This window comes from Tenacibaculum sp. ZH5_bin.1, from assembly GCF_042865525.1.
In the GTDB taxonomy this organism is placed as follows: Bacteria; Bacteroidota; Bacteroidia; order Flavobacteriales; family Flavobacteriaceae; genus Polaribacter; species Polaribacter mesophilus.
The window spans coordinates 803,388-822,251 of sequence record NZ_JBEGIO010000001.1; the positions used below are offsets into that span (position 1 = coordinate 803,388).

Annotated in this window: 20 protein-coding genes; 10 read left to right on the forward strand and 10 right to left on the reverse strand. The window is 31.7% G+C overall.

Annotated features, from left to right (window positions below; genetic code table 11):
• Window positions 1–4: 4 nt before the first annotated feature.
• Complete coding sequence (locus tag ABHQ57_RS03625) at window positions 5–607, forward strand: hypothetical protein (RefSeq protein ID WP_389862342.1); 603 nt, start codon at window positions 5–7, stop codon at window positions 605–607.
• Between the two features lie 3 nt (window positions 608–610).
• On the opposite strand, the gene ABHQ57_RS03630 is transcribed toward ABHQ57_RS03625, so the two are convergent.
• The 9 genes from ABHQ57_RS03630 to ABHQ57_RS03670 all read right to left on the reverse strand — a co-directional run bounded on the left by ABHQ57_RS03630 (window position 611) and on the right by ABHQ57_RS03670 (window position 10,104).
• Window positions 611–1,303, reverse strand: coding sequence for a LytTR family DNA-binding domain-containing protein (locus tag ABHQ57_RS03630; protein WP_167712885.1), 693 nt, complete (start codon window positions 1,301–1,303; stop codon window positions 611–613).
• Between the two features lie 232 nt (window positions 1,304–1,535).
• On the reverse strand, window positions 1,536–2,849 hold the full coding sequence (sufD, locus tag ABHQ57_RS03635) for a Fe-S cluster assembly protein SufD (RefSeq protein WP_159493467.1): 1,314 nt from the start codon (window positions 2,847–2,849) through the stop codon (window positions 1,536–1,538).
• Window positions 2,850–2,945: 96 nt separating this feature from the next.
• On the reverse strand, window positions 2,946–3,698 hold the full coding sequence (gene sufC / locus ABHQ57_RS03640) for a Fe-S cluster assembly ATPase SufC (RefSeq protein WP_047789907.1): 753 nt from the start codon (window positions 3,696–3,698) through the stop codon (window positions 2,946–2,948).
• A 91-nt stretch (window positions 3,699–3,789) separates the two neighbouring features.
• Entirely contained in the window at window positions 3,790–5,238 is a 1,449-nt protein-coding gene (sufB, locus tag ABHQ57_RS03645; RefSeq protein ID WP_047789908.1) for a Fe-S cluster assembly protein SufB, read from the reverse strand.
• Window positions 5,239–5,271: 33 nt separating this feature from the next.
• Window positions 5,272–5,601, reverse strand: coding sequence for an iron-sulfur cluster assembly accessory protein (locus ABHQ57_RS03650; RefSeq protein WP_047789909.1), 330 nt, complete (start codon window positions 5,599–5,601; stop codon window positions 5,272–5,274).
• A 136-nt stretch (window positions 5,602–5,737) separates the two neighbouring features.
• The gene (locus ABHQ57_RS03655) at window positions 5,738–6,805 is read right to left on the reverse strand and encodes a cytochrome-c peroxidase (protein ID WP_167712887.1); all 1,068 of its coding nucleotides are present in this window, start codon (window positions 6,803–6,805) and stop codon (window positions 5,738–5,740) included.
• A 2-nt stretch (window positions 6,806–6,807) separates the two neighbouring features.
• Window positions 6,808–7,566, reverse strand: coding sequence for an MbnP family protein (locus ABHQ57_RS03660; RefSeq protein ID WP_167712889.1), 759 nt, complete (start codon window positions 7,564–7,566; stop codon window positions 6,808–6,810).
• A gap of 3 nt (window positions 7,567–7,569) precedes the next feature.
• On the reverse strand, window positions 7,570–8,895 hold the full coding sequence (locus tag ABHQ57_RS03665) for a hypothetical protein (RefSeq protein ID WP_167712892.1): 1,326 nt from the start codon (window positions 8,893–8,895) through the stop codon (window positions 7,570–7,572).
• On the reverse strand, window positions 8,896–10,104 hold the full coding sequence (locus ABHQ57_RS03670) for a choice-of-anchor B family protein (protein WP_082118666.1): 1,209 nt from the start codon (window positions 10,102–10,104) through the stop codon (window positions 8,896–8,898).
• Window positions 10,105–10,243: 139 nt separating this feature from the next.
• Between ABHQ57_RS03670 and thiL the strand changes: the two genes are divergently transcribed.
• The 9 genes from thiL to ABHQ57_RS03715 all read left to right on the forward strand — a co-directional run bounded on the left by thiL (window position 10,244) and on the right by ABHQ57_RS03715 (window position 18,084).
• Entirely contained in the window at window positions 10,244–11,293 is a 1,050-nt protein-coding gene (gene thiL, locus ABHQ57_RS03675; protein WP_167712893.1) for a thiamine-phosphate kinase, read from the forward strand.
• Window positions 11,294–11,450: 157 nt separating this feature from the next.
• Window positions 11,451–11,921 carry a peptidoglycan-binding protein LysM gene (lysM, locus tag ABHQ57_RS03680; RefSeq protein WP_167712895.1) on the forward strand — a complete coding sequence of 157 codons (471 nt, stop codon included), beginning with the start codon at window positions 11,451–11,453 and terminating at the stop codon, window positions 11,919–11,921.
• A 153-nt stretch (window positions 11,922–12,074) separates the two neighbouring features.
• Entirely contained in the window at window positions 12,075–12,974 is a 900-nt protein-coding gene (locus tag ABHQ57_RS03685) for a DMT family transporter (RefSeq protein ID WP_073182167.1), read from the forward strand.
• 31 nt (window positions 12,975–13,005) lie between these two features.
• Window positions 13,006–13,872, forward strand: a complete 867-nt coding sequence (locus ABHQ57_RS03690; protein WP_231128374.1) for a YicC/YloC family endoribonuclease — start codon at window positions 13,006–13,008, stop codon at window positions 13,870–13,872.
• A gap of 2 nt (window positions 13,873–13,874) precedes the next feature.
• Window positions 13,875–14,477 carry a guanylate kinase gene (gene gmk, locus ABHQ57_RS03695; RefSeq protein WP_047789917.1) on the forward strand — a complete coding sequence of 201 codons (603 nt, stop codon included), beginning with the start codon at window positions 13,875–13,877 and terminating at the stop codon, window positions 14,475–14,477.
• Window positions 14,478–14,501: 24 nt separating this feature from the next.
• Window positions 14,502–15,086, forward strand: coding sequence for a nicotinate (nicotinamide) nucleotide adenylyltransferase (gene nadD / locus ABHQ57_RS03700; RefSeq protein ID WP_159493473.1), 585 nt, complete (start codon window positions 14,502–14,504; stop codon window positions 15,084–15,086).
• A 48-nt stretch (window positions 15,087–15,134) separates the two neighbouring features.
• Window positions 15,135–15,998, forward strand: coding sequence for a M23 family metallopeptidase (locus tag ABHQ57_RS03705; protein ID WP_047789919.1), 864 nt, complete (start codon window positions 15,135–15,137; stop codon window positions 15,996–15,998).
• A gap of 13 nt (window positions 15,999–16,011) precedes the next feature.
• Window positions 16,012–17,508, forward strand: coding sequence for a GH3 auxin-responsive promoter family protein (locus ABHQ57_RS03710; RefSeq protein WP_389862353.1), 1,497 nt, complete (start codon window positions 16,012–16,014; stop codon window positions 17,506–17,508).
• Window positions 17,509–17,517: 9 nt separating this feature from the next.
• Entirely contained in the window at window positions 17,518–18,084 is a 567-nt protein-coding gene (locus ABHQ57_RS03715) for an MOSC domain-containing protein (RefSeq protein ID WP_159614334.1), read from the forward strand.
• On the opposite strand, the gene ABHQ57_RS03720 is transcribed toward ABHQ57_RS03715, so the two are convergent.
• A complete protein-coding gene (locus ABHQ57_RS03720; RefSeq protein WP_389862356.1) occupies window positions 18,074–18,829 on the reverse strand; it encodes a nitrile hydratase in 756 nt (251 codons plus the stop codon). The genes ABHQ57_RS03715 and ABHQ57_RS03720 overlap by 11 nt on opposite strands.
• Window positions 18,830–18,864 lie beyond the last annotated feature (35 nt).

An 18,864-nucleotide genomic window follows, 5' to 3' on the forward strand; every position in this document is an offset into this window, starting at 1 on the left:
AAAAATGAAGAAAATTTTATACATACTATTGTTAAGTAGTTTTTTTATGAATGCTCAAGAACATGATACTACAAGAAAGTGGAAATTAGAATTGGGCTATACGACTGATATAATTAATACAAGTTTTGGAAAGCATTATGGTTTTGTTTTTAAAGCGAAAAGGAAATTGTTGGAAAGTAAGAAGATTACCTTAATGGTAGGAGCAGCCTATCAAAACAGTTTTATTAATGAAGACGAAAATATGTTTACAGGTTTTGTTGATGGCTACACAAGAGACTTATCTGTTGTTGGTTTGGTAGATTTTAGTTTTTATCCTTTTAATAAAAGAAGATTTTACATGTCAATTCAACCTTTTCTTGGCTATACTAACTTAAAATCAAAAGGAAGTTTATATATAGATCACTTAGGTGTATATGAAAAGTATAAAAACTCACATTCTTACTTTAATTACGGAATGATAAATTCTCTAGGTTATACTTTTAATAGAATAACTATAACCTTTGATGTTTGGAGTTCACTAAAAGGAATTCTTGATAGCGGAAGGTTTAGACCAGGTGATTTTGATTCAAGATTGTTTTTTGGAATGGGAGTAGGATATACATTATAAATTCTATTTATAAAACTTGTCAAACTTCTCTTTAAATAATTTAAATTTATTTCTAGATACAGGAACCTCATGGGAAACATTAGGAAATGAAATTTTATAATTTCTTGCATTTCCAGAGGTTCTTCTAATATTTTTAATATTAATTATATAAGAACGATGTGTACTTAAAATAAAGGGGTAATCAGATAAATTATTAAGTAATTTTTGAATAGATATTCTGTATGGTTTAATGTCTACAGAGTTAAGAGTCTTAGTGTATATGTCTACATAATTTCCTTCGGATTTAGCGAACAAAAAAGTAGCCAAATCAAGAATTAATGTCTCATTTACATTATTCGTTTTTATAGATAAAACAATCTCTTTGTTTTTTTGTTTTAGTTCTTTCTTGAGCTCTTTATTGTACGCTTTAACGCTTCTTAAATTTTCTTTTAAAATAACCACATAGTTTATCCAAATAATAATGAGTATAGGTGTAGTACCGATTAAAATAACATAAGAGAAAGTATTAATAAAACTTAAAAAAAAATTACTATTAACACTATTTTTAATAGGGTACAGAAAACTATTTTGAAAAAGAGCTATTGAAATAAGAATACCAAGAGTAAAGAAAAATTCTCTTAAAGTATTCCAATTTTCTTTAATTTCAGAAGTAAAAAAAACGTTGGGCACCAATTCAGTAAAAAATAAGATGCTCAAAAAAGTAACTATACTAGCCGTTAGACAAGGATAAAAATTGTTTGTAACAGTATTTTGAGAAAAGTAATAGTTAACTAAGAATATTACAATACTTAGTATACAAGCAATGATAAGATTTCTTTTGGTATGAAATAAATATGGGTAAGGGGTTGATAAGCTTTTTAAAAACTTATATTTCATAACATTTAAAGAATTAAAAAGGCATTATTAAATATAATGCCTTTTGTTTGTTTTATAGTTCAAAACCAATATTAACCCCTAATTTGTTGGCAATTAATTTGGTAATTCTTTTTTTAACCTCTGGTATTTTAACACTCTCTAAAACAGTATTTGCAAAGGCGTACATAAGTAAAGCTTTTGCTTCTTTCTTTGGAATACCTCTTTGCTGCATATAAAATAAAGCTTGATCGTCTAATTGACCTATGGTACAACCATGAGAGCATTTTACATCATCAGCAAAAATTTCTAATTGAGGTTTAGCATTTATAGTTGCTTTATCACTTATTAAAACATTGTTGTTTTGTTGGTAAGCATTTGTTTTTTGAGCTTCTTTCTCAACAATAACTTTACCATTAAACACACCAGTAGAACGATCGGTATAAATACCTTTATAGTCTTGGTGACTTTCACAGTTAGGCTCTATATGGTTTACCAAGGTATGATGGTCAACGTGTTGTTTCCCCTCAATAATGGTAATTCCTTTTAAAATAGAGTTAATATATTCTCCTTTTTGGTAGAAGTTTAAGTTGTTTCTAGTAATATTGCCACCAAAAGAAAAAGTATGTACAGAGCATGTACTTTCTTTCTGTTGCTCGATATATGTATTATCAACTAAAGAAGCATCATTATTGTCATTCTGAATCTTGTAATAATCTACTGTAGCATGTGTGTCTGTATAAATCTCAGTTACAACATTTGTTAACACAGCATTATTATTAAGGTTTTGGTGACGCTCTATTATTTGAACATGTGCATTTTGCTCTACAATAATTAAATTACGAGGCTGTAACATGGTTGCATGTTCTTTACCCGTAGTAAAATTAATTATCTGAATAGGTTTTTCAACTTCAACATTCTTTGGGATGTGAATGAATGCACCTTCTGTAGCAAAAGCTGTATTTAAAGACGTTAAATTGTCTTGTTTAGCAATTTTGTTAAAATATTTTTCAATAATAGGCTTATACTTTTCTTTAGAAAAAGCAGCAGATAATAAACAAATATCTTTTCCATCATGAGTAGTAGTTGATAAAAAAGAACTGTATTTACCATCCACAAAAACTATTTTATAGCTATCTATTTCATGAATGAAGTATTTTTTTACATCAGCAAACTCTACAGAAGCATCTCTATCAGGAAAAATACTATAATCTTCTTTTAAAACTGAATTTAAAGAAGTGTATTTCCAAGCTTCTAATTTTTTTGTAGGAAAGCCTAATTTTTCAAAATTTTGTAGTGCTTTTGTTCTTATTTCATGTAAATCTGAATTAATATTTACATTGTCTTCAAAAGCTACGTATGATGATAATATTTTTTCTCTCAACTCCATTGTTTTTAGTTGTAAAGTTTATAAAGTATAAAAGTTTGTAAAACTGAAAAGTGGCTTATCTTATGAGCAAATTTTCGCTTTTTACTTTTCAACTTTTTAACTATTTACCTCTGCTTTAATCCAATCGTATCCTTTTTCTTCAAGCTCTAAAGCAAGAGAAGCATCTCCAGTTTTAACAATTTTTCCATCATGTAAAACGTGTACATAATCAGGAACGATATATTCTAATAAACGTTGATAGTGGGTAATAACTACTACAGCGTTATCTTTAGATTTTAACTTATTAACTCCATTAGCCACAATACGTAAAGCATCAATATCTAAACCAGAATCAGTTTCATCTAAAATAGCTAATTTAGGTTCTAACATAGCCATTTGGAAAATCTCATTACGTTTTTTCTCACCTCCTGAAAATCCTTCGTTTAAAGAACGAGATAAGAATTTACGATCGATTTCTAATAATTCTGATTTCTCACGAATCTTTTTAAGCATATCTTTAGCAGGCATTTCTTCTAAACCTTGGGCTTTTCGAGATTCGTTAATGGCTGTTTTAATAAAGTTTGTAACAGTAACACCAGGTATTTCTACAGGGTATTGGAATGATAAGAATACACCAGCATGGGCTCTTTCTTCAGGAGCTAATTCGCTAATATCTTCTCCTTCTAATTCAATAGAACCAGAAGTTACTTCGTAAGTTTCATTACCGGCAATTACAGATGATAAGGTACTTTTACCTGCTCCGTTTGGTCCCATAATTGCATGAACCTCTCCTGCTTTTACTTCTAAGTTAATTCCTTTAAGAATATCTTTGTCTTCTACCTGTGCGTGTAAGTTTTCTATTTTTAACATTGTTCTTATACTATTGGCTTTAAGCTGTTGACTATAAGCGTACGTTTAATTTTTAATAATTGTTGTGTTTATAATTAACACATTAGGTTAATTATCCTACAGAACCTTCTAACGAAATTTCTAATAATTTTTGAGCTTCTACAGCAAATTCCATTGGAAGCTTATTTAATACTTCTTTACTAAACCCATTAACAATTAATGCAATAGCTTTTTCAGTATCAATACCACGTTGATTACAGTAAAATAATTGATCTTCACCAATTTTACTAGTAGTAGCTTCGTGTTCTATTTGAGCCGATTTATTTTTAGCTTCGATATAAGGAAAAGTATGAGCACCACACTCATTACCCATTAATAAAGAATCACATTGAGAGAAGTTACGTGCATTTTCTGCTCTTGAATTTATTTGAACTAAACCACGATAACTGTTTTGCGACTTACCTGCTGAAATTCCTTTTGATATAATAGTTGATTTGGTATTCTTTCCTAAGTGAATCATCTTAGTACCCGTATCGGCTTGTTGATGATTGTTTGTTACAGCAATTGAATAAAATTCACCTACAGAATTATTTCCTTTTAAAATACAACTTGGGTACTTCCATGTAATTGCTGACCCTGTTTCAACTTGCGTCCAAGAAATTTTAGCATTGGTTTCGCACAAACCTCTTTTGGTAACAAAGTTATATACTCCTCCTTTACCTTCTGAGTCTCCAGGAAACCAGTTTTGAACTGTTGAATATTTTATTTCAGCATCGTCTAAAGCAATAAGCTCAACAACTGCTGCGTGTAATTGATTTTCATCACGTTGTGGAGCAGTACATCCTTCTAAGTAAGAAACGTAACTACTTTCATCAGCAACTACTAACGTACGCTCAAACTGTCCTGTTCCTCCTTCGTTAATACGGAAGTAAGTAGATAATTCCATTGGACAACGAACTCCTTTTGGAATATAACAAAAAGATCCATCTGAAAATACAGCCGAGTTTAACGCAGCGTAAAAGTTGTCAGTTGGTGGTACAACAGAACCAATATATTTTCGTACTAATTCTGGATGCTCTTGAATAGCTTCAGATATTGGCATGAAAATAATTCCTTTTTCAGCTAAGGTTTCTTTAAAAGTAGTAGCAACAGAAACAGAATCCATTACAATATCAACAGCTACATTTGCTAACCTTTTTTGTTCTTCTAAAGAAATTCCTAATTTTTCAAAAGTTGCTAATAAATCAGGGTCTACCTCATCTAAACTATTTAATTTAGGTTTTTGTTTAGGAGCTGAGTAGTAAGAAATATCTTGAAAACTTGGTTTTTTGTAGGTAACATTAGCCCACTCTGGTTCTTCCATTCGTTCCCAAATTCTAAAAGCTTCTAAACGCCATTCAGTCATCCATTCTGGCTCATTTTTCTTTTTAGAAATGGCACGAACGATATCTTCGTTTATTCCATTAGGAAACTTTTCACTTTCAATATCAGTATAAAAACCATATTCGTACTCTTTGGTTTTTAATTCTTCTCTTAAATCGTCCTCGGTGTATTTACTCATCAGTTTTTTGTATTCTTTTTGTGATGTATAGGTTTATAAAGAGAAACTCTCTCCGCAACCACAAGTTCTGTTAGCATTAGGATTGTTAAATACGAATCCTTTACCGTTTAAACCTCCAGAATATTCTAAAGTTGTTCCAACTAGGTATAAAAAACTCTTTTTATCAACAATAATTTTTACATCGTTGTCTTCAAAAACCTTGTCGTTTTCCTGTTGGGTTTTGTCAAAAGTTAAGTCGTATGATAATCCTGAACAACCGCCACTTTTTACCCCAACACGAACAAAGTCAGTTGTAGTGTCAAATCCGTCATCAGTCATTAGTTCAATGACTTTCTTTTTTGCTGTGTCTGAAACTTTTATCATCGTTTTAAATAGATTAAATCTAAGTGACTGCAAAGATAATGACAAAATATGATTTATATCATTTTTTGAAATGAATATAGTTATTAAGCAATAAAAATTGTTTATACTTTAAATCTACAGGTTGATTGTTAGAAGATTATTGTTTGAAATCAGTATTGTTTACAAAATCATCATCAGAAAGGGTTAGCAAAAAAGCTTTTAAGTCTGCTTTATCTTTATCTGAGAGTTGTACTCCTCCTTGATTGGCTTTCTTCATTAAGGGATCTATTGTAGAAGATAATTTTAAACCTTCAGAATAATGGTTTATAACTTCTTCTAAAGTAGTAAACCGTCCATCGTGCATGTAAGGAGCGGTAAATTTTAAATTTCGTAGAGAGGGGCTTCTAAACTTTCCGTTATCATTAGGGTCACCTGTAACGGTGCCTAATCCTAAATCGGTGAAATTTTCATCTAAACCGTTGTTGTGGAATTTGTTATCTGTCCATAAAGGGTTGTTGTCGCTTCCATGACAATGAAAACAGTCTCCTCTAGTTTCGTCCATAAACACATTAAACCCATTTTGTTCTTCAGGAGTTAACTCTACTTTACCTAAAAGGTGTTGGTCAAATTTTGAATTTCCAGAAATTAGAGTTCTTTCAAACTGAGCGATTGCCTTGGTAACTAATGTTGAGTCTATTTTTGATGCTCCAAAAGCTCGTTGAAAAAGGGTCGGGTATTCAGCGTGTTCTTGTAGTTTTTTAGTTACATTTTTCCAATCACTGTGCATTTCAATTGGATTACGAACAGGAGAGAATACTTGACGTTCAATACTGAGTTCTTTTCCGTCCCACATAAAACGTTCATCAAAATTCCAAGCTAAATTAAATAGCGGCATTGAGTTTCGCGTTCCGAATTTACCATCGACTCCTTCACTAAAACGAGTGTCATCGGTAAAAGCATTTTTAGGGTCGTGACAACTAGCGCAAGATTGTGTGTTGTCTTTTGATAAAATAGGGTCAAAAAACAATTTTTTACCCAAAGCTATTCCTTCTTTTGTTAGAGGATTGTTAGCTGGAATAACAGGAGCTATTAATTTTTGTTGAAATAATTTAGGGATTTCTAAACTGGTAGGAACAGGAGTATATATACTTTCTTCTTCTCCTTTAGAAGAACAACTAAGTAAAAGAAACAGTAGAAAAGAAAGATATATACTTTTTAGCATCATTATTATTGAGAAATATTTCCTAAACTAAATACACCACTTTTCCCATTTTCAGAAATTTCTTTCTGAGCTTCAAAATCCATCATTAAGTCAACACTTTTTTTGGTTAAATCCCAGTCATTAGGGCTTTTAAACCATCCAGCTACATTCATTTTAATTTCTATTGTAGCATTGTTTTTTAAGAGGATAGATTCAGTTTCAATTCCAAAAGAAGTATCTAAAATAGAATCTTTTTCTTTGTCATAAGCTCTTACAGCATGAAAATTATATGGGTTTTCTACCCCTAAGGTGTCTTTGTATTTACCGTCTAATTGCATAAAGTGGTATCCTCCTCCCATCATATCTGGTACATTCCAATCAGCAGAGTTTAAATCTGGATATGTTCCACTTAAATTGTTACTATTATTAAAACCGAAGGTAAAAAGTAGTTTATAGCTTCCTTCTGATATTTTTTTAGAAAGAGCGTAGGTTAAACTGTCTGGTTTACTTAGGTCAATTAGTTTGTAACTGTCAAATTTAGTTGTATCTCCTGCACCATTAACAAGGCTAATACGTGAGATTAAATAGCGTAATCTGCTTATAGAGAGTTTACTTCCTTTTTTATTAGTGAATTCAGTGCTTTCTAAGTCAGATTTTTCAATTAAAGTACCATCCCAATTTTGACTAAATTTTAGTTTTACTGAAACTTCTTTGATAGGTTCATCATTATCTGAGCTACAAGAAAATAGTAATAGACTAAGGGAAAAAGTTAAAAAGTATTTCATTTATTATTTTAGTTTGATAATTAGTAGGTCTGAAAACCCCTTGTTTGTTGTTATATCTTGGTTATTGCTGCTACTATCGCCTACAGCTATAATACTACCATTTGTTAATTCTACAGCATCGTAGCAAAAATCTATTTCTGTTCCTCCAACGGTTTTTTGCCATAATAGATTTCCATCTGTATCAATTTTCATAATCAATGCGTCATTTTGACCTTTATTGATGAAATTGTTGTCAGCGCTTCTTGAACTTCCAGAGATTAAAAAATCTCCGTTCAATGTTTTTTTAATCGATCTGCCAACATCAAAACTCGAACCGCCATAGTTCTTTTGCCAAAGCAATGCTCCTTGACTTGTTATTTTTACAACCCATAAATCGGCACCACCATTATTTTGAGAAATGTCTTGATTAGAGCTACGTGTATCTCCTACTATAATGAAGTTTCCATCATTGGTTTTTGTTATTGCTCTAGCTTCATCAATTTCTGTACCACCAAAAGATTTTTCCCAAAGTAAATTTCCACTTTTATTAATCTTAACAACCCAAAAATCATAAGAGCCCTTGTTGTTTTTTATATCTACATCATTACTGTCTGAAGAACCAATTAATAAATAGCCGTCAGCTGCTTCTGCTACGTCGTAACAAGTATCAGTATTTGTGCCTCCAAAGTATTTTCTCCATTCAATATCTCCGTTAATATTGAGTTTAACTCCCCAATAGTCTCCACCGGCATGTTTGGCTGCTTGTTTTGAATTACCTAAGCCTCCAGATGCTGTAACATCTAGAATACTTCCAACAAAATAACCTCCGTCAGAAGTCTGAATAATTGAAAAACCTTGGTCAGCTCCAGAAAAACCAGTAGTTTTTTTCCATACTATTGTGCCGTTGTTGTCTAGTTTTAATACCCAAACGTCATCAAACCCTTCGTTTGTATTTACATCTCCATCATCACTTTTTCCGTAACCTACAATAGCAAAACCATTATCTTTTGTTTTAATAATTTTAGATGCTTTGTCATCTTTTGAACCGCCATAGGTTTTTTGCCATATAAGGTTATCATTGGAGTCAAACTTTAAAATCCAAAAGTCGTATTGAATTATATTTTTAGTGGTTTCTATATCTCCATCAATACTTTGAGTATAACCAGCTATAATATAACCTCCATCAGTAGTGCTAATTACACTTCTACCGCTTTCATTTATAGAACCGCCCAAAGTTTGAACCAAACTAACTTTAGGGATTTTGGTTGTAGAATTAAGTTGTATACCATCATCTTTATTACAGCTGTAAATAATTAATAAGAAAATTAATAATGGGAGTTTTTTAAGCATTTATTGTTTTTTAAGGATAAATAAACCTCTATTAATGTCGCTTACCACAATTTTTCCGCTTTTAAAGTAGGGGTATACGCTCCAAACACCATTAAAATCAGCATTATCATTTTCAGGGTGTGTATCAAAGAAATTTGTTTCGGTAATAGTTTTACTCTCTATATTTGAAATGTCAATAAAACGTACACCAGCATTATAGTTTGCTAAATAAAAAGTACTTCCTTTAATATATCCATTATGATCAATTGCCGAAGTAGGTCCTGTGTATATAAAGTGTTGTTTAGGGTTCTCTAAATCAGAAAAATCAAAAACAATAGTCCTTGTATTGTGACCGAAATTTTGTTCATCTAACTCGTCTCCTAAAATAAAATATTTTTGATTTTCAGTAAACCAACCTTGATGTGTATAACCAACGTTTGCATATGAAACTTTAGAAATGTTTACAGGGTTTGCTTTATCAGTAATGTCAACAATTACGACCTCATTTTCATTACTTCCTATTAGTATTTCTTTACCTATGTAATTTGTGTCTGGTCCATTGTAGGTTACCACTTGTGCATCATGACTATAATTGTCCATTCCCCATCCACCTTCATTTATTGGATTTAGAGGATTTTGTATATTGATAAATAAAGGACCTCCTCTATATGTTCCAGATCTATTTGTACCCACAGGGTATGCGTATCCTGAATTTTCATTAATAACAATGTTGTGTGCGCTACCAAAACCAGTAAAATGCTTGTCAGCTACAAACGTTTTTGGAGGGTTTGTAATATTTCTAAGTTTTGTTAAGTCAAATACTTGCATACCATGATTTGTAGCCTCACTAACAATAAAAGCATGGTTGTTATACACCTTCACATCCCACCAACTTTTACTCGTAGTTGCAGTTGGAAGTTTGCCTAAATAAATAGGGTTTTCTGTATCGGTAATATCAACAAAAGTAGTTCCATTATCTACACACATAATAGCGTATTCTTTGTTGGTTGTTGGATCTGTCCATCCCCAACAGTCACTTCCGCTAACAGCATCAAATGTGCTTAGAGGTATGTTTAATAGTAAATCATAGCCATCACAAGAATAAATTCCTGCTTTTCCATTAGAGCACGCAGTTTTATTGGTTTTTATTGGAGTTTCGCTAGAAGAGGATGTGCAAGAAGCTAAAAACAGCATTCCAACTAAAACGAATAAGGTTTTAAAGTTTTCCATAAATTGGGGTTTAAAATCACTAAATTAAGTAATTAACTATTTATATAACATATAAAAACAGCAAAACCCTATTTTTATTTTGTATAGATTAGCTTAAGCAGAATACTTCTTTTTGTTTGTTAGTCGTTATCTTTGCAGCATGTTAGAAGATAAAAATCAAGAAAGAACTTCGTTAGCTGAGCTAGGAGAGTTTGGGTTAATAAACCATTTAACAAAACATTTTAAAATGTATCATTCTTCAACTGTGAAAGGGGTTGGAGATGATGCAGCTGTGATTAATACATCGGATAAAGAAACTGTAATTACAACTGATTTATTGGTTGAAGGAGTGCATTTTGACTTGAGTTACATGCCTTTAAAGCATTTAGGGTACAAAGCGGTAATGGTTAATTTATCAGATGTTTACGCAATGAATGCTAATGCGGAACAAATAACCGTATCTATCGCTGTATCTAATCGTTTTCCGTTAGAAGCTATTGAGGAATTATATGCAGGAATACAACTAGCATGCGATACATATAAGGTAGACTTAGTGGGAGGAGATACTACATCTTCAACAAGAGGAATATTAATTTCTGTTACAGCTATTGGTACTGCTAATAAAGAGAAAATTGTTTATAGAAATGGGGCTAAACCTACTGACTTAATTGTAGTTTCGGGAGATTTAGGAGGAGCATATTTAGGGTTACAAGTATTAGAACGTGAAAAACAAGTGTTTCAAGTGAATCCTCAAAATCAGCCAGATTTGGATAAGTATACTTATATAATCGAACGTCAATTAAAACCAGAAGCACGTAAAGACATTCCTAAGTTATTAGAAGAATTAGAGGTAAAGCCAACTTCGATGATTGATATTTCTGATGGATTATCTTCTGAAATTATGCATATCTGTACGCAAAGTAAAACAGGATGTAAAATATATGAAGATAAATTACCATTAGACCCACAGGTTATTTCTACTTCTGAAGAATTTAATATGGATAGTACGATGATAGCTTTAAGTGGAGGAGAAGATTATGAGTTGTTATTTACGGTTTCTATTGCTGATTATGATAAAATAAAAGGAAATCCTAATTTAACAGTTATAGGTCATGTTACTGAAGAAAATGAAGGGATAAACTTAGTAACACGTGCAAACCAAGAAATTGAATTAAAAGCACAAGGTTGGAATTCTTTTAATAAAGAGTAGAGGAGAACAAGATATAATAGGTTAAGCATCCATGTTTGGGTGCTTTTTTAGTTCTAAAGAGGCTTTTTTTTAATTATTTTGGAATACGAATTTTGGTATAAAAATTGTATCTTAGTCAGACAGTAAAAAGAATATTAACAAAAAATCAAAAAAGAGAATGGGAATTTTTTCATTTATTAAAAATGCCGGGGCAAAAGTATTCGGTATCGGGAAAACAACTGAAGAAGAAGCTACAGAGAAAGCTGCAAAATTAGTAGATGCAGTAAATAAATTAGAGCTTTCTGTTGAAAACTTAGCTGTTAATGTGGAAGATGATAAGGCTACAGTAACAGGAGAAGCAGTAGATTTAGCTACTAAAGAAAAAGTAGTTTTAGTAGTGGGTAATACGGAGGGGATTGCTTCTGTAGAAGACAACATGACCGTTAAAGAAGTTGAAGTTATCGAAGAAGCTGCTATGGCACAATTTCACACTGTAGTAAGTGGAGACTCATTAAGTAAAATTGCAAAAGAATTTTATGGAGATGCTATGAAGTATCCAGTAATTTTCGAAGCAAATAAACCAATGTTAACACACCCTGATAAAATTTATCCAGGACAAGTATTAAGAATACCACCTTTAGTGGACTAATCAAAAGTTAATCAGCCAAAGGGAAAAGCACTGCATTTGCAGTGCTTTTTTAGTTTAAGTAAAAGTGATATTTAAAGATTGGTATGAGGTAAAATAGTAGTAAAAAAGAATAAAATTATCATCATATTTGCACCTGTTTTTAAAACCATAAAAATGAATCAAAGAGCGTTAGCACTTACAGCAGCTTCAATCGCAACACTTATTTACGGGGTTACATTTACAGTAGCTAAAGAAGTGATGGAGGGATATATTCAACCATTTGGTTTTATATTGCTTCGTGTTGGTGGGGCTACTATGATTTTTTGGCTGTTAGGACTTTTTGTAAAAGCACCATCTATTGAGAAAGCAGATTATAAAAAAGTAGCGATGGCAGCTTTTTTTGGCATTGCTTTCAATATGCTTACGTTTTTTAAAGGGTTAAGTTATACCACACCAATCAATGCATCAGTTATGATGGTAACTACTCCTATTTTAGTATTAATTTTTGCTAGTATTCTTTTAAAAGAGAAATTAGTTTTAAGAAAAATAGCAGGAGTTATAGTTGGTATGGTAGGAGCCATAATTTTAATAGCTTACGGGAATCCACTTAAAGGAGATGCAACTAATATGGTGCTAGGAAACTTTTTAGTATTCATTAATGCAGCATCGTATGGTATGTATTTGGTGGTTGTAAAAAAACTAATAGCAAAATACAACCCTATTGTTTTTGTTAAGTGGTTATATCTTTTTGGATTGATAATGGTACTACCTTTTGGTTTTTCTGAACTGTTAGAGGTACAGTGGCAAACAATGCCTGTTTCAATTTTCTTAAAAGTAGGTTTTGTAGTATTATTCACTACTTGTATTACTTACTTGTTTAACTTATTTGCATTATCAAAATTAAAACCAACCACAGTAAGTGTTTTTATGTATTTACAACCTGTGGTAGCAGCTATTTACGCATTGATTGTAGGTAGTGATCATTTAGATTTGGTTAAAATAGGAGCTGCATTATTAATCTTTTTAGGAGTATTTTTGGTAACCAAACGTCCAACAGAAACTCCCAATAAATAAACGTATCTTTGCGGATTATTAAACCGAAGTTATGATACAGTCAATGACGGGTTACGGTAAATCCGTACTACATTTACCCTCTAAAAAAGTAACAATCGAAATTAAATCTTTAAACAGTAAAAACTTAGATTTAAATACTAGAATTCCTTCATATTACAGAGAAAAAGAACTCAATGTTCGAAAAAAACTAGCAAGTAACTTGGTAAGAGGTAAAGTGGATTTTTCTATTTATGTGGAAATGACTGCAGATGAAACTTCAACTACGGTGAATACAGGTGTGGTACGAGAGTACATGCAGCAATTAAGAAATGTAACTCAAGTAGGAACTTCAGATGATGTTGAGTTAATGAAAATGGCTGTTAGAATGCCAGATGCTTTAAAAACAGAGCGTGAAGAGTTAGATGAAGAAGAGTGGAAGCAAATAGATACTCATATTGACGAAGCTTTAAAAGAAATTATTCAATATAGAACTGACGAAGCAAAATCGTTAGAAGAAGATTTTAAAACAAGAATACTAAATATTCAATCTGCTTTAGAAGAAGTTAAAAAGTTAGATGGTGATAGAATAGAGCATGTTAAAGAACGCTTACAAAAAGCATTAACAGATTTAAAAGTTGAGGTTGATGAAAATCGTTTTGAACAAGAGCTGATTTATTATTTAGAAAAGTTAGATATTAACGAAGAAAAAGTACGTTTAGCTAATCACTTAGAGTATTTTTTACAGCAATTAGCAACAGAAGATTCCAATGGAAAAAAATTAGGATTTATCGTACAAGAAATCGGAAGAGAAATCAACACAACAGGATCAAAAGCTAATTTTGCACCAATGCAAAAATTAGTCATCCAAATGAAAGACGAGTTAGAAAAAATAAAAGAACAAATTTTAAACGTTTTATAAAAATGTCGAAAGAGTTTAAAGGGAAATTATTTGTGTTTTCAGCACCATCAGGTTCAGGTAAAACTACTATTGTACGTCATTTGTTGGCAAAAGAACGTTTTAATTTGGAGTTTTCAATCTCAGCTACTTCAAGAGCTCCAAGAGGAGAAGAAGTTGATGGAAAAGATTATTATTTTATCTCTGCAAAAGAATTCAAGCAAAAAATAAAAAATGACGAGTTTTTAGAGTGGGAAGAAGTGTATCGTGATAACTTTTATGGAACGTTAAAAACAGAAGTTGAACGAATTTGGGCGCAAGGAAAACATGTAATTTTTGATATTGATGTTGTTGGAGGTTTACGTATTAAGAAGAAATTTCCAGAAGAAACCTTAGCTGTGTTTGTAAAGCCACCAAGTGTTGATGAGCTAAAAATTCGTTTAAAGAAAAGAAGTACCGAAAGCGAAGACAAGATTAACATGCGTATTGCAAAAGCATCAGTAGAATTAGCAACAGCACCACAGTTTGATAAAATCATTAAAAACTACGACTTACCTGTAGCATTACAAGAAGCGGAAGATTTAGTAGATGATTTTTTAGGAATAAAAAAGAAAGTGAAAAACGGATAAAGAATAAGTCTAGTATCTATAAATATGAAAAACATCGGATTATACTTCGGAACTTTCAATCCAATTCATATAGGGCATTTAATTATAGCCAATCATATGGTTGAGTATTCTAATTTAGATGAAATTTGGATGGTGGTTACGCCTCATAACCCTTTTAAAAAGAAAAGCTCACTGTTAGATAACCATCATCGTTTAGATATGGTATATTTGGCTACAGAAGAATATGAGAAGATTCAACCATCAGATATAGAGTTTAGGCTTCCTCAACCAAATTATACTATAAATACCTTAGCACATATTTCTGAAAAACACCCTAGTTATAACTTTAGCCTAATTATGGGAGAAGACAACCTAAAAAGTTTGCATAAATGGAAAAACTATGAGGCAATTTTAGAAGATTATAATATTTATGTTTACCCTAGGGTTTCTGAAGGAATTGTTGAAAGCCAGTTTAAAAATCACAAAAAAATTCATAGAGTTGAAGCTCCAATAATAGAAATTTCTTCAACCATGATTCGCAAAGCCATAAAAGAAGAAAAAAACTGTAAACCTTTGTTGTCTCAAAAGGTTTGGAAGTATATTGATGAGATGAATTTTTATAAAAAATAGTTTCGCCGTTTTTTCGTTGTATATTTGAAATCCAAACAAGTATAAAACGTGGCAAAAAATAAAAAAAAACGAAAACTTAAACAGAAACTTACCGATAAGTATCGTCTAGTAATAATTAATGAAGATACGTTTCAAGAACGATTTTCTTTAAAGCTATCACGATTAAATGTTTTTGTATTTGGAGGAGTGTTTTCTATACTTCTTATAGTACTCACCACTTTGTTAATTGCTTTTACGGGTATACGTGAATATATACCAGGGTATTCATCAACAGCCTTAAAAAGAAAAGCTACCAGATTAACATATGAAGCAGATTCTTTAAAAACTAGACTGTCAGTTATTGAAAGTTACACTAAAGCTTTAAAGCCAGTTTTAACAGGTCAAATTGAGCCCGAAAAGATAGACTCCATAACTAAAGAAATGAAAACAATAGCTTTTGATGAAAGTAAATTACAAGCATCAAAGGAGGATTCTTTATTTAGAGAAAAAGTAGAGAGCAAAGACTTATTTCCTTTGCATAACGGAGGAGCAAATAGAGTTAAAAATGTATTCTTTTCACCTTTAACAGGAAACATATCACAACCATTCGACGTTAATGACAAACATTATGCGATCGATATTGTAGCTAAAACTGGCACGCCTGTAAAAGCCGTAGCCGACGGTACAGTTATTTTAGCAGAATGGACAGCAGAAACAGGGTATGTAATAACGATACAACATTCTAACGAATTTATATCAGTATATAAACATAACGGAACTTTGTTAAAACAACAAGGAGACGTCGTAAAGTCTGGAGAAGCAATAGCAAGTGTAGGTTCCACAGGAGAATTAACTACCGGACCTCATTTACATTTTGAGTTGTGGAATAATGGATTTCCTGTTAACCCAACAAACTATATAGATTTTCAGTAAATAGAAAAAGAACATGAGTATAAAATCAATATTAGCAATTCCATTTGCAAAAATTGTCCGTAAACAAGTATATAAATGGGCAAACAACCCACATAAAACACAAGAAAAAGTTTTTCAATATTTGGTTACAGAAGGATGTAAAACAGCATTTGGAAAAGATCATGATTTTGTATCAATCAACAATTACGAAGACTTTAAAAAAAGAGTGCCTATTAACGACTATGAAGGTTTACGTAGTTATGTAGATAGAGTTGTAGCAGGAGAAGAGAATGTTTTGTGGAAAGGAAAGCCCTTGTATTTTGCCAAAACATCAGGAACAACCTCAGGAGCAAAATATATTCCTATCAGTAAAGAATCCATGCCCACACATATAAAAGCAGCTCGAAATGCTTTGTTGTTTTATATCACAGAAACAAACGATGCTAGCTTTGTTGATGGGAAGATGATTTTTTTACAGGGAAGTCCAGTTTTAGAAGATAAAAACGGCGTGAAATTAGGGCGGTTAAGTGGAATAGCAGCGCATTATGTTCCAAATTATCTCTTAAAAAATCGTTTACCAAGTTGGAAAACCAACTGTATTGAAGATTGGGATACCAAAGTAGATAAAGTAGTTGAAGAAACCTTGCCAGAAAACATGACGGTAATTAGCGGAATTCCATCATGGGTACAAATGTATTTTGAACGACTGATTGAGAAAACTGGAAAGACAGTTTCTGAAATTTTTCCAAACTTCAATTTCTTTGTGTATGGAGGTGTAAATTTTGAGCCATACAAGAACAAGTTTGAAGCGTTAATTGGGAAAAAAATAGACTATGTAGAATTGTATCCAGCATCTGAAGGGTTTATTGCATATCAAGACTCTCAAACCGAAAAAGGAATGTTATTGCAGTTAAACTCAGGAATGTTTTATGAATTTATTCCAGCAAATGAATTTTTTGATGAGAATCCAACAAGAATATCATTAAAAGACGTTCAATTAGGGGTGAATTATGTTATTATTTTAAACACCTCGGCGGGTTTATGGGGATATAATATTGGCGATACTGTAGAATTTACTTCTTTAAAACCCTACAGAATAAAAGTAACAGGACGTATAAAACACTTTATTTCTGCTTTTGGTGAGCATGTAATAGGGAAAGAGGTAGAAAAAGCGTTGAATGATGCTATAAAAGGAACTGATGTGAATGTAAGCGAGTTTACAGTAGCACCGCAAGTAAATCCTGAAAGTGGATTACCATATCATGAGTGGTTTATTGAGTTTGAAAATGAACCTGAGAATTTGGATGAGTTAGCATCTAAAATTGATGCTTCTATGCAAGAGCAAAATGTATATTACTTCGATTTAATTGAAGGTAAAATTTTACGTCCTCTTATTATTAGAAAAGTGAAAAAAGGAGGTTTCCATGAATATATGAAATCCATAGGAAAGTTTGGAGGTCAGAATAAGATTCCACAATTATCAGACAACCGAAAAATTGCGGATGTATTGCAGAATTTTTTAATTGAATAAAAAAGTAAAATGAAAATTGTAGCCACTAACATTGGAGAAAGAAAAGAAATCGATTGGAAAGGAAAAACTGTTACTACAGGTATTTTTAAGTTTCCTGTTGAGAAACCTATCTTTTTAGATGTTGAAAAAGTAAAAGATGATGCTATTTGTGATAGAGAACATCATGGAGGAATAGATCAAGCAGTTTATGCCTATTCAGAGAAGCATTATGCATATTGGAAAGAGTTATACCCAAGTTTAGATTGGAAACATGGAATGTTTGGTGAAAACTTAACTGTTTCGGATTTAGAGGAAAGTCAATTGCACGTGGGAGATACTTTTAAAGTAGGAGAGGTTATTATTGAAGTAACTAAACCACGTCAACCATGCATGAAGCTAGGAGTGCGTTTTAATGATATGAAAATCGTAAAACAATTTTGGCAACAAAACATACCAGGAGTTTACTTTAAAATATTGCAAACAGGTTATGTAAAGTCAGGTGATAAGTTTGAGCAAATAAAAAGCTGCCCTCAAAATCCAACCATCGAAGAGGTATATAAGACTAAGAGGGAAGCTAAGTTTACCTCTAAAAAATAAATTTTTTAGAATCTAAAATATTTTTTGAAGCCATAGAGGCAAATCCCATTTTGTATAAAATATCGGCTCTAGTATTTTCTTTATGGTTTAATGTTTCCATAGTTTCAATAATATCTTCCTTAAAACCATTTCTATGATATGTTTTATGAACTTCTTTAATAAAAGAAGTTGGAACTTGAAAATAGTGTGAACCAATTACATCCATAGCTGCACCTTTTGAAAGTAGGTAAGCTTCGTTACCAAACTTCTTCTTGTCGACAGTAGGGTATAAGTGCATATCAATAGCAGTTTTAATAGTGGAAGCTTTATCTTCACTATCGTTTTTCTTCACAAATTCATTTGCGAAAGAGCCTCCGTAATTGGCAAAACATTGTTTACTGCACACATGATTGTGGGTATCTGTTAAACCAACATCATGTAGCATTGATGAAACAAATAGTAACTCTTCATCATAGTGTAGTTTTTCTGAAAGAGCAATACCAGCAGACCAAAAAAAGGTTCTATAAGAATGGTAAAGTAATATAGGGTTACATAAATCATTTGCTTCTTCTAAAGCTAGTTTAGATAGCTTAGAGTCAGGAATTTTTATAGTATCAAGATTAAACTTTATTTTAGATTTAATACCGATTTTATATAATGTTTTAGTGAAACTCTCTTTTAATTTTGAGGTAATTAAAAGCTTTTTAAACTGTTGGATTTCTTTTCTGTTGAGTACAGATGGACTATAATTATTATGTATTTGCATTGCTTGTTTTTTAGAACAAAGCAAAGATAAAACAA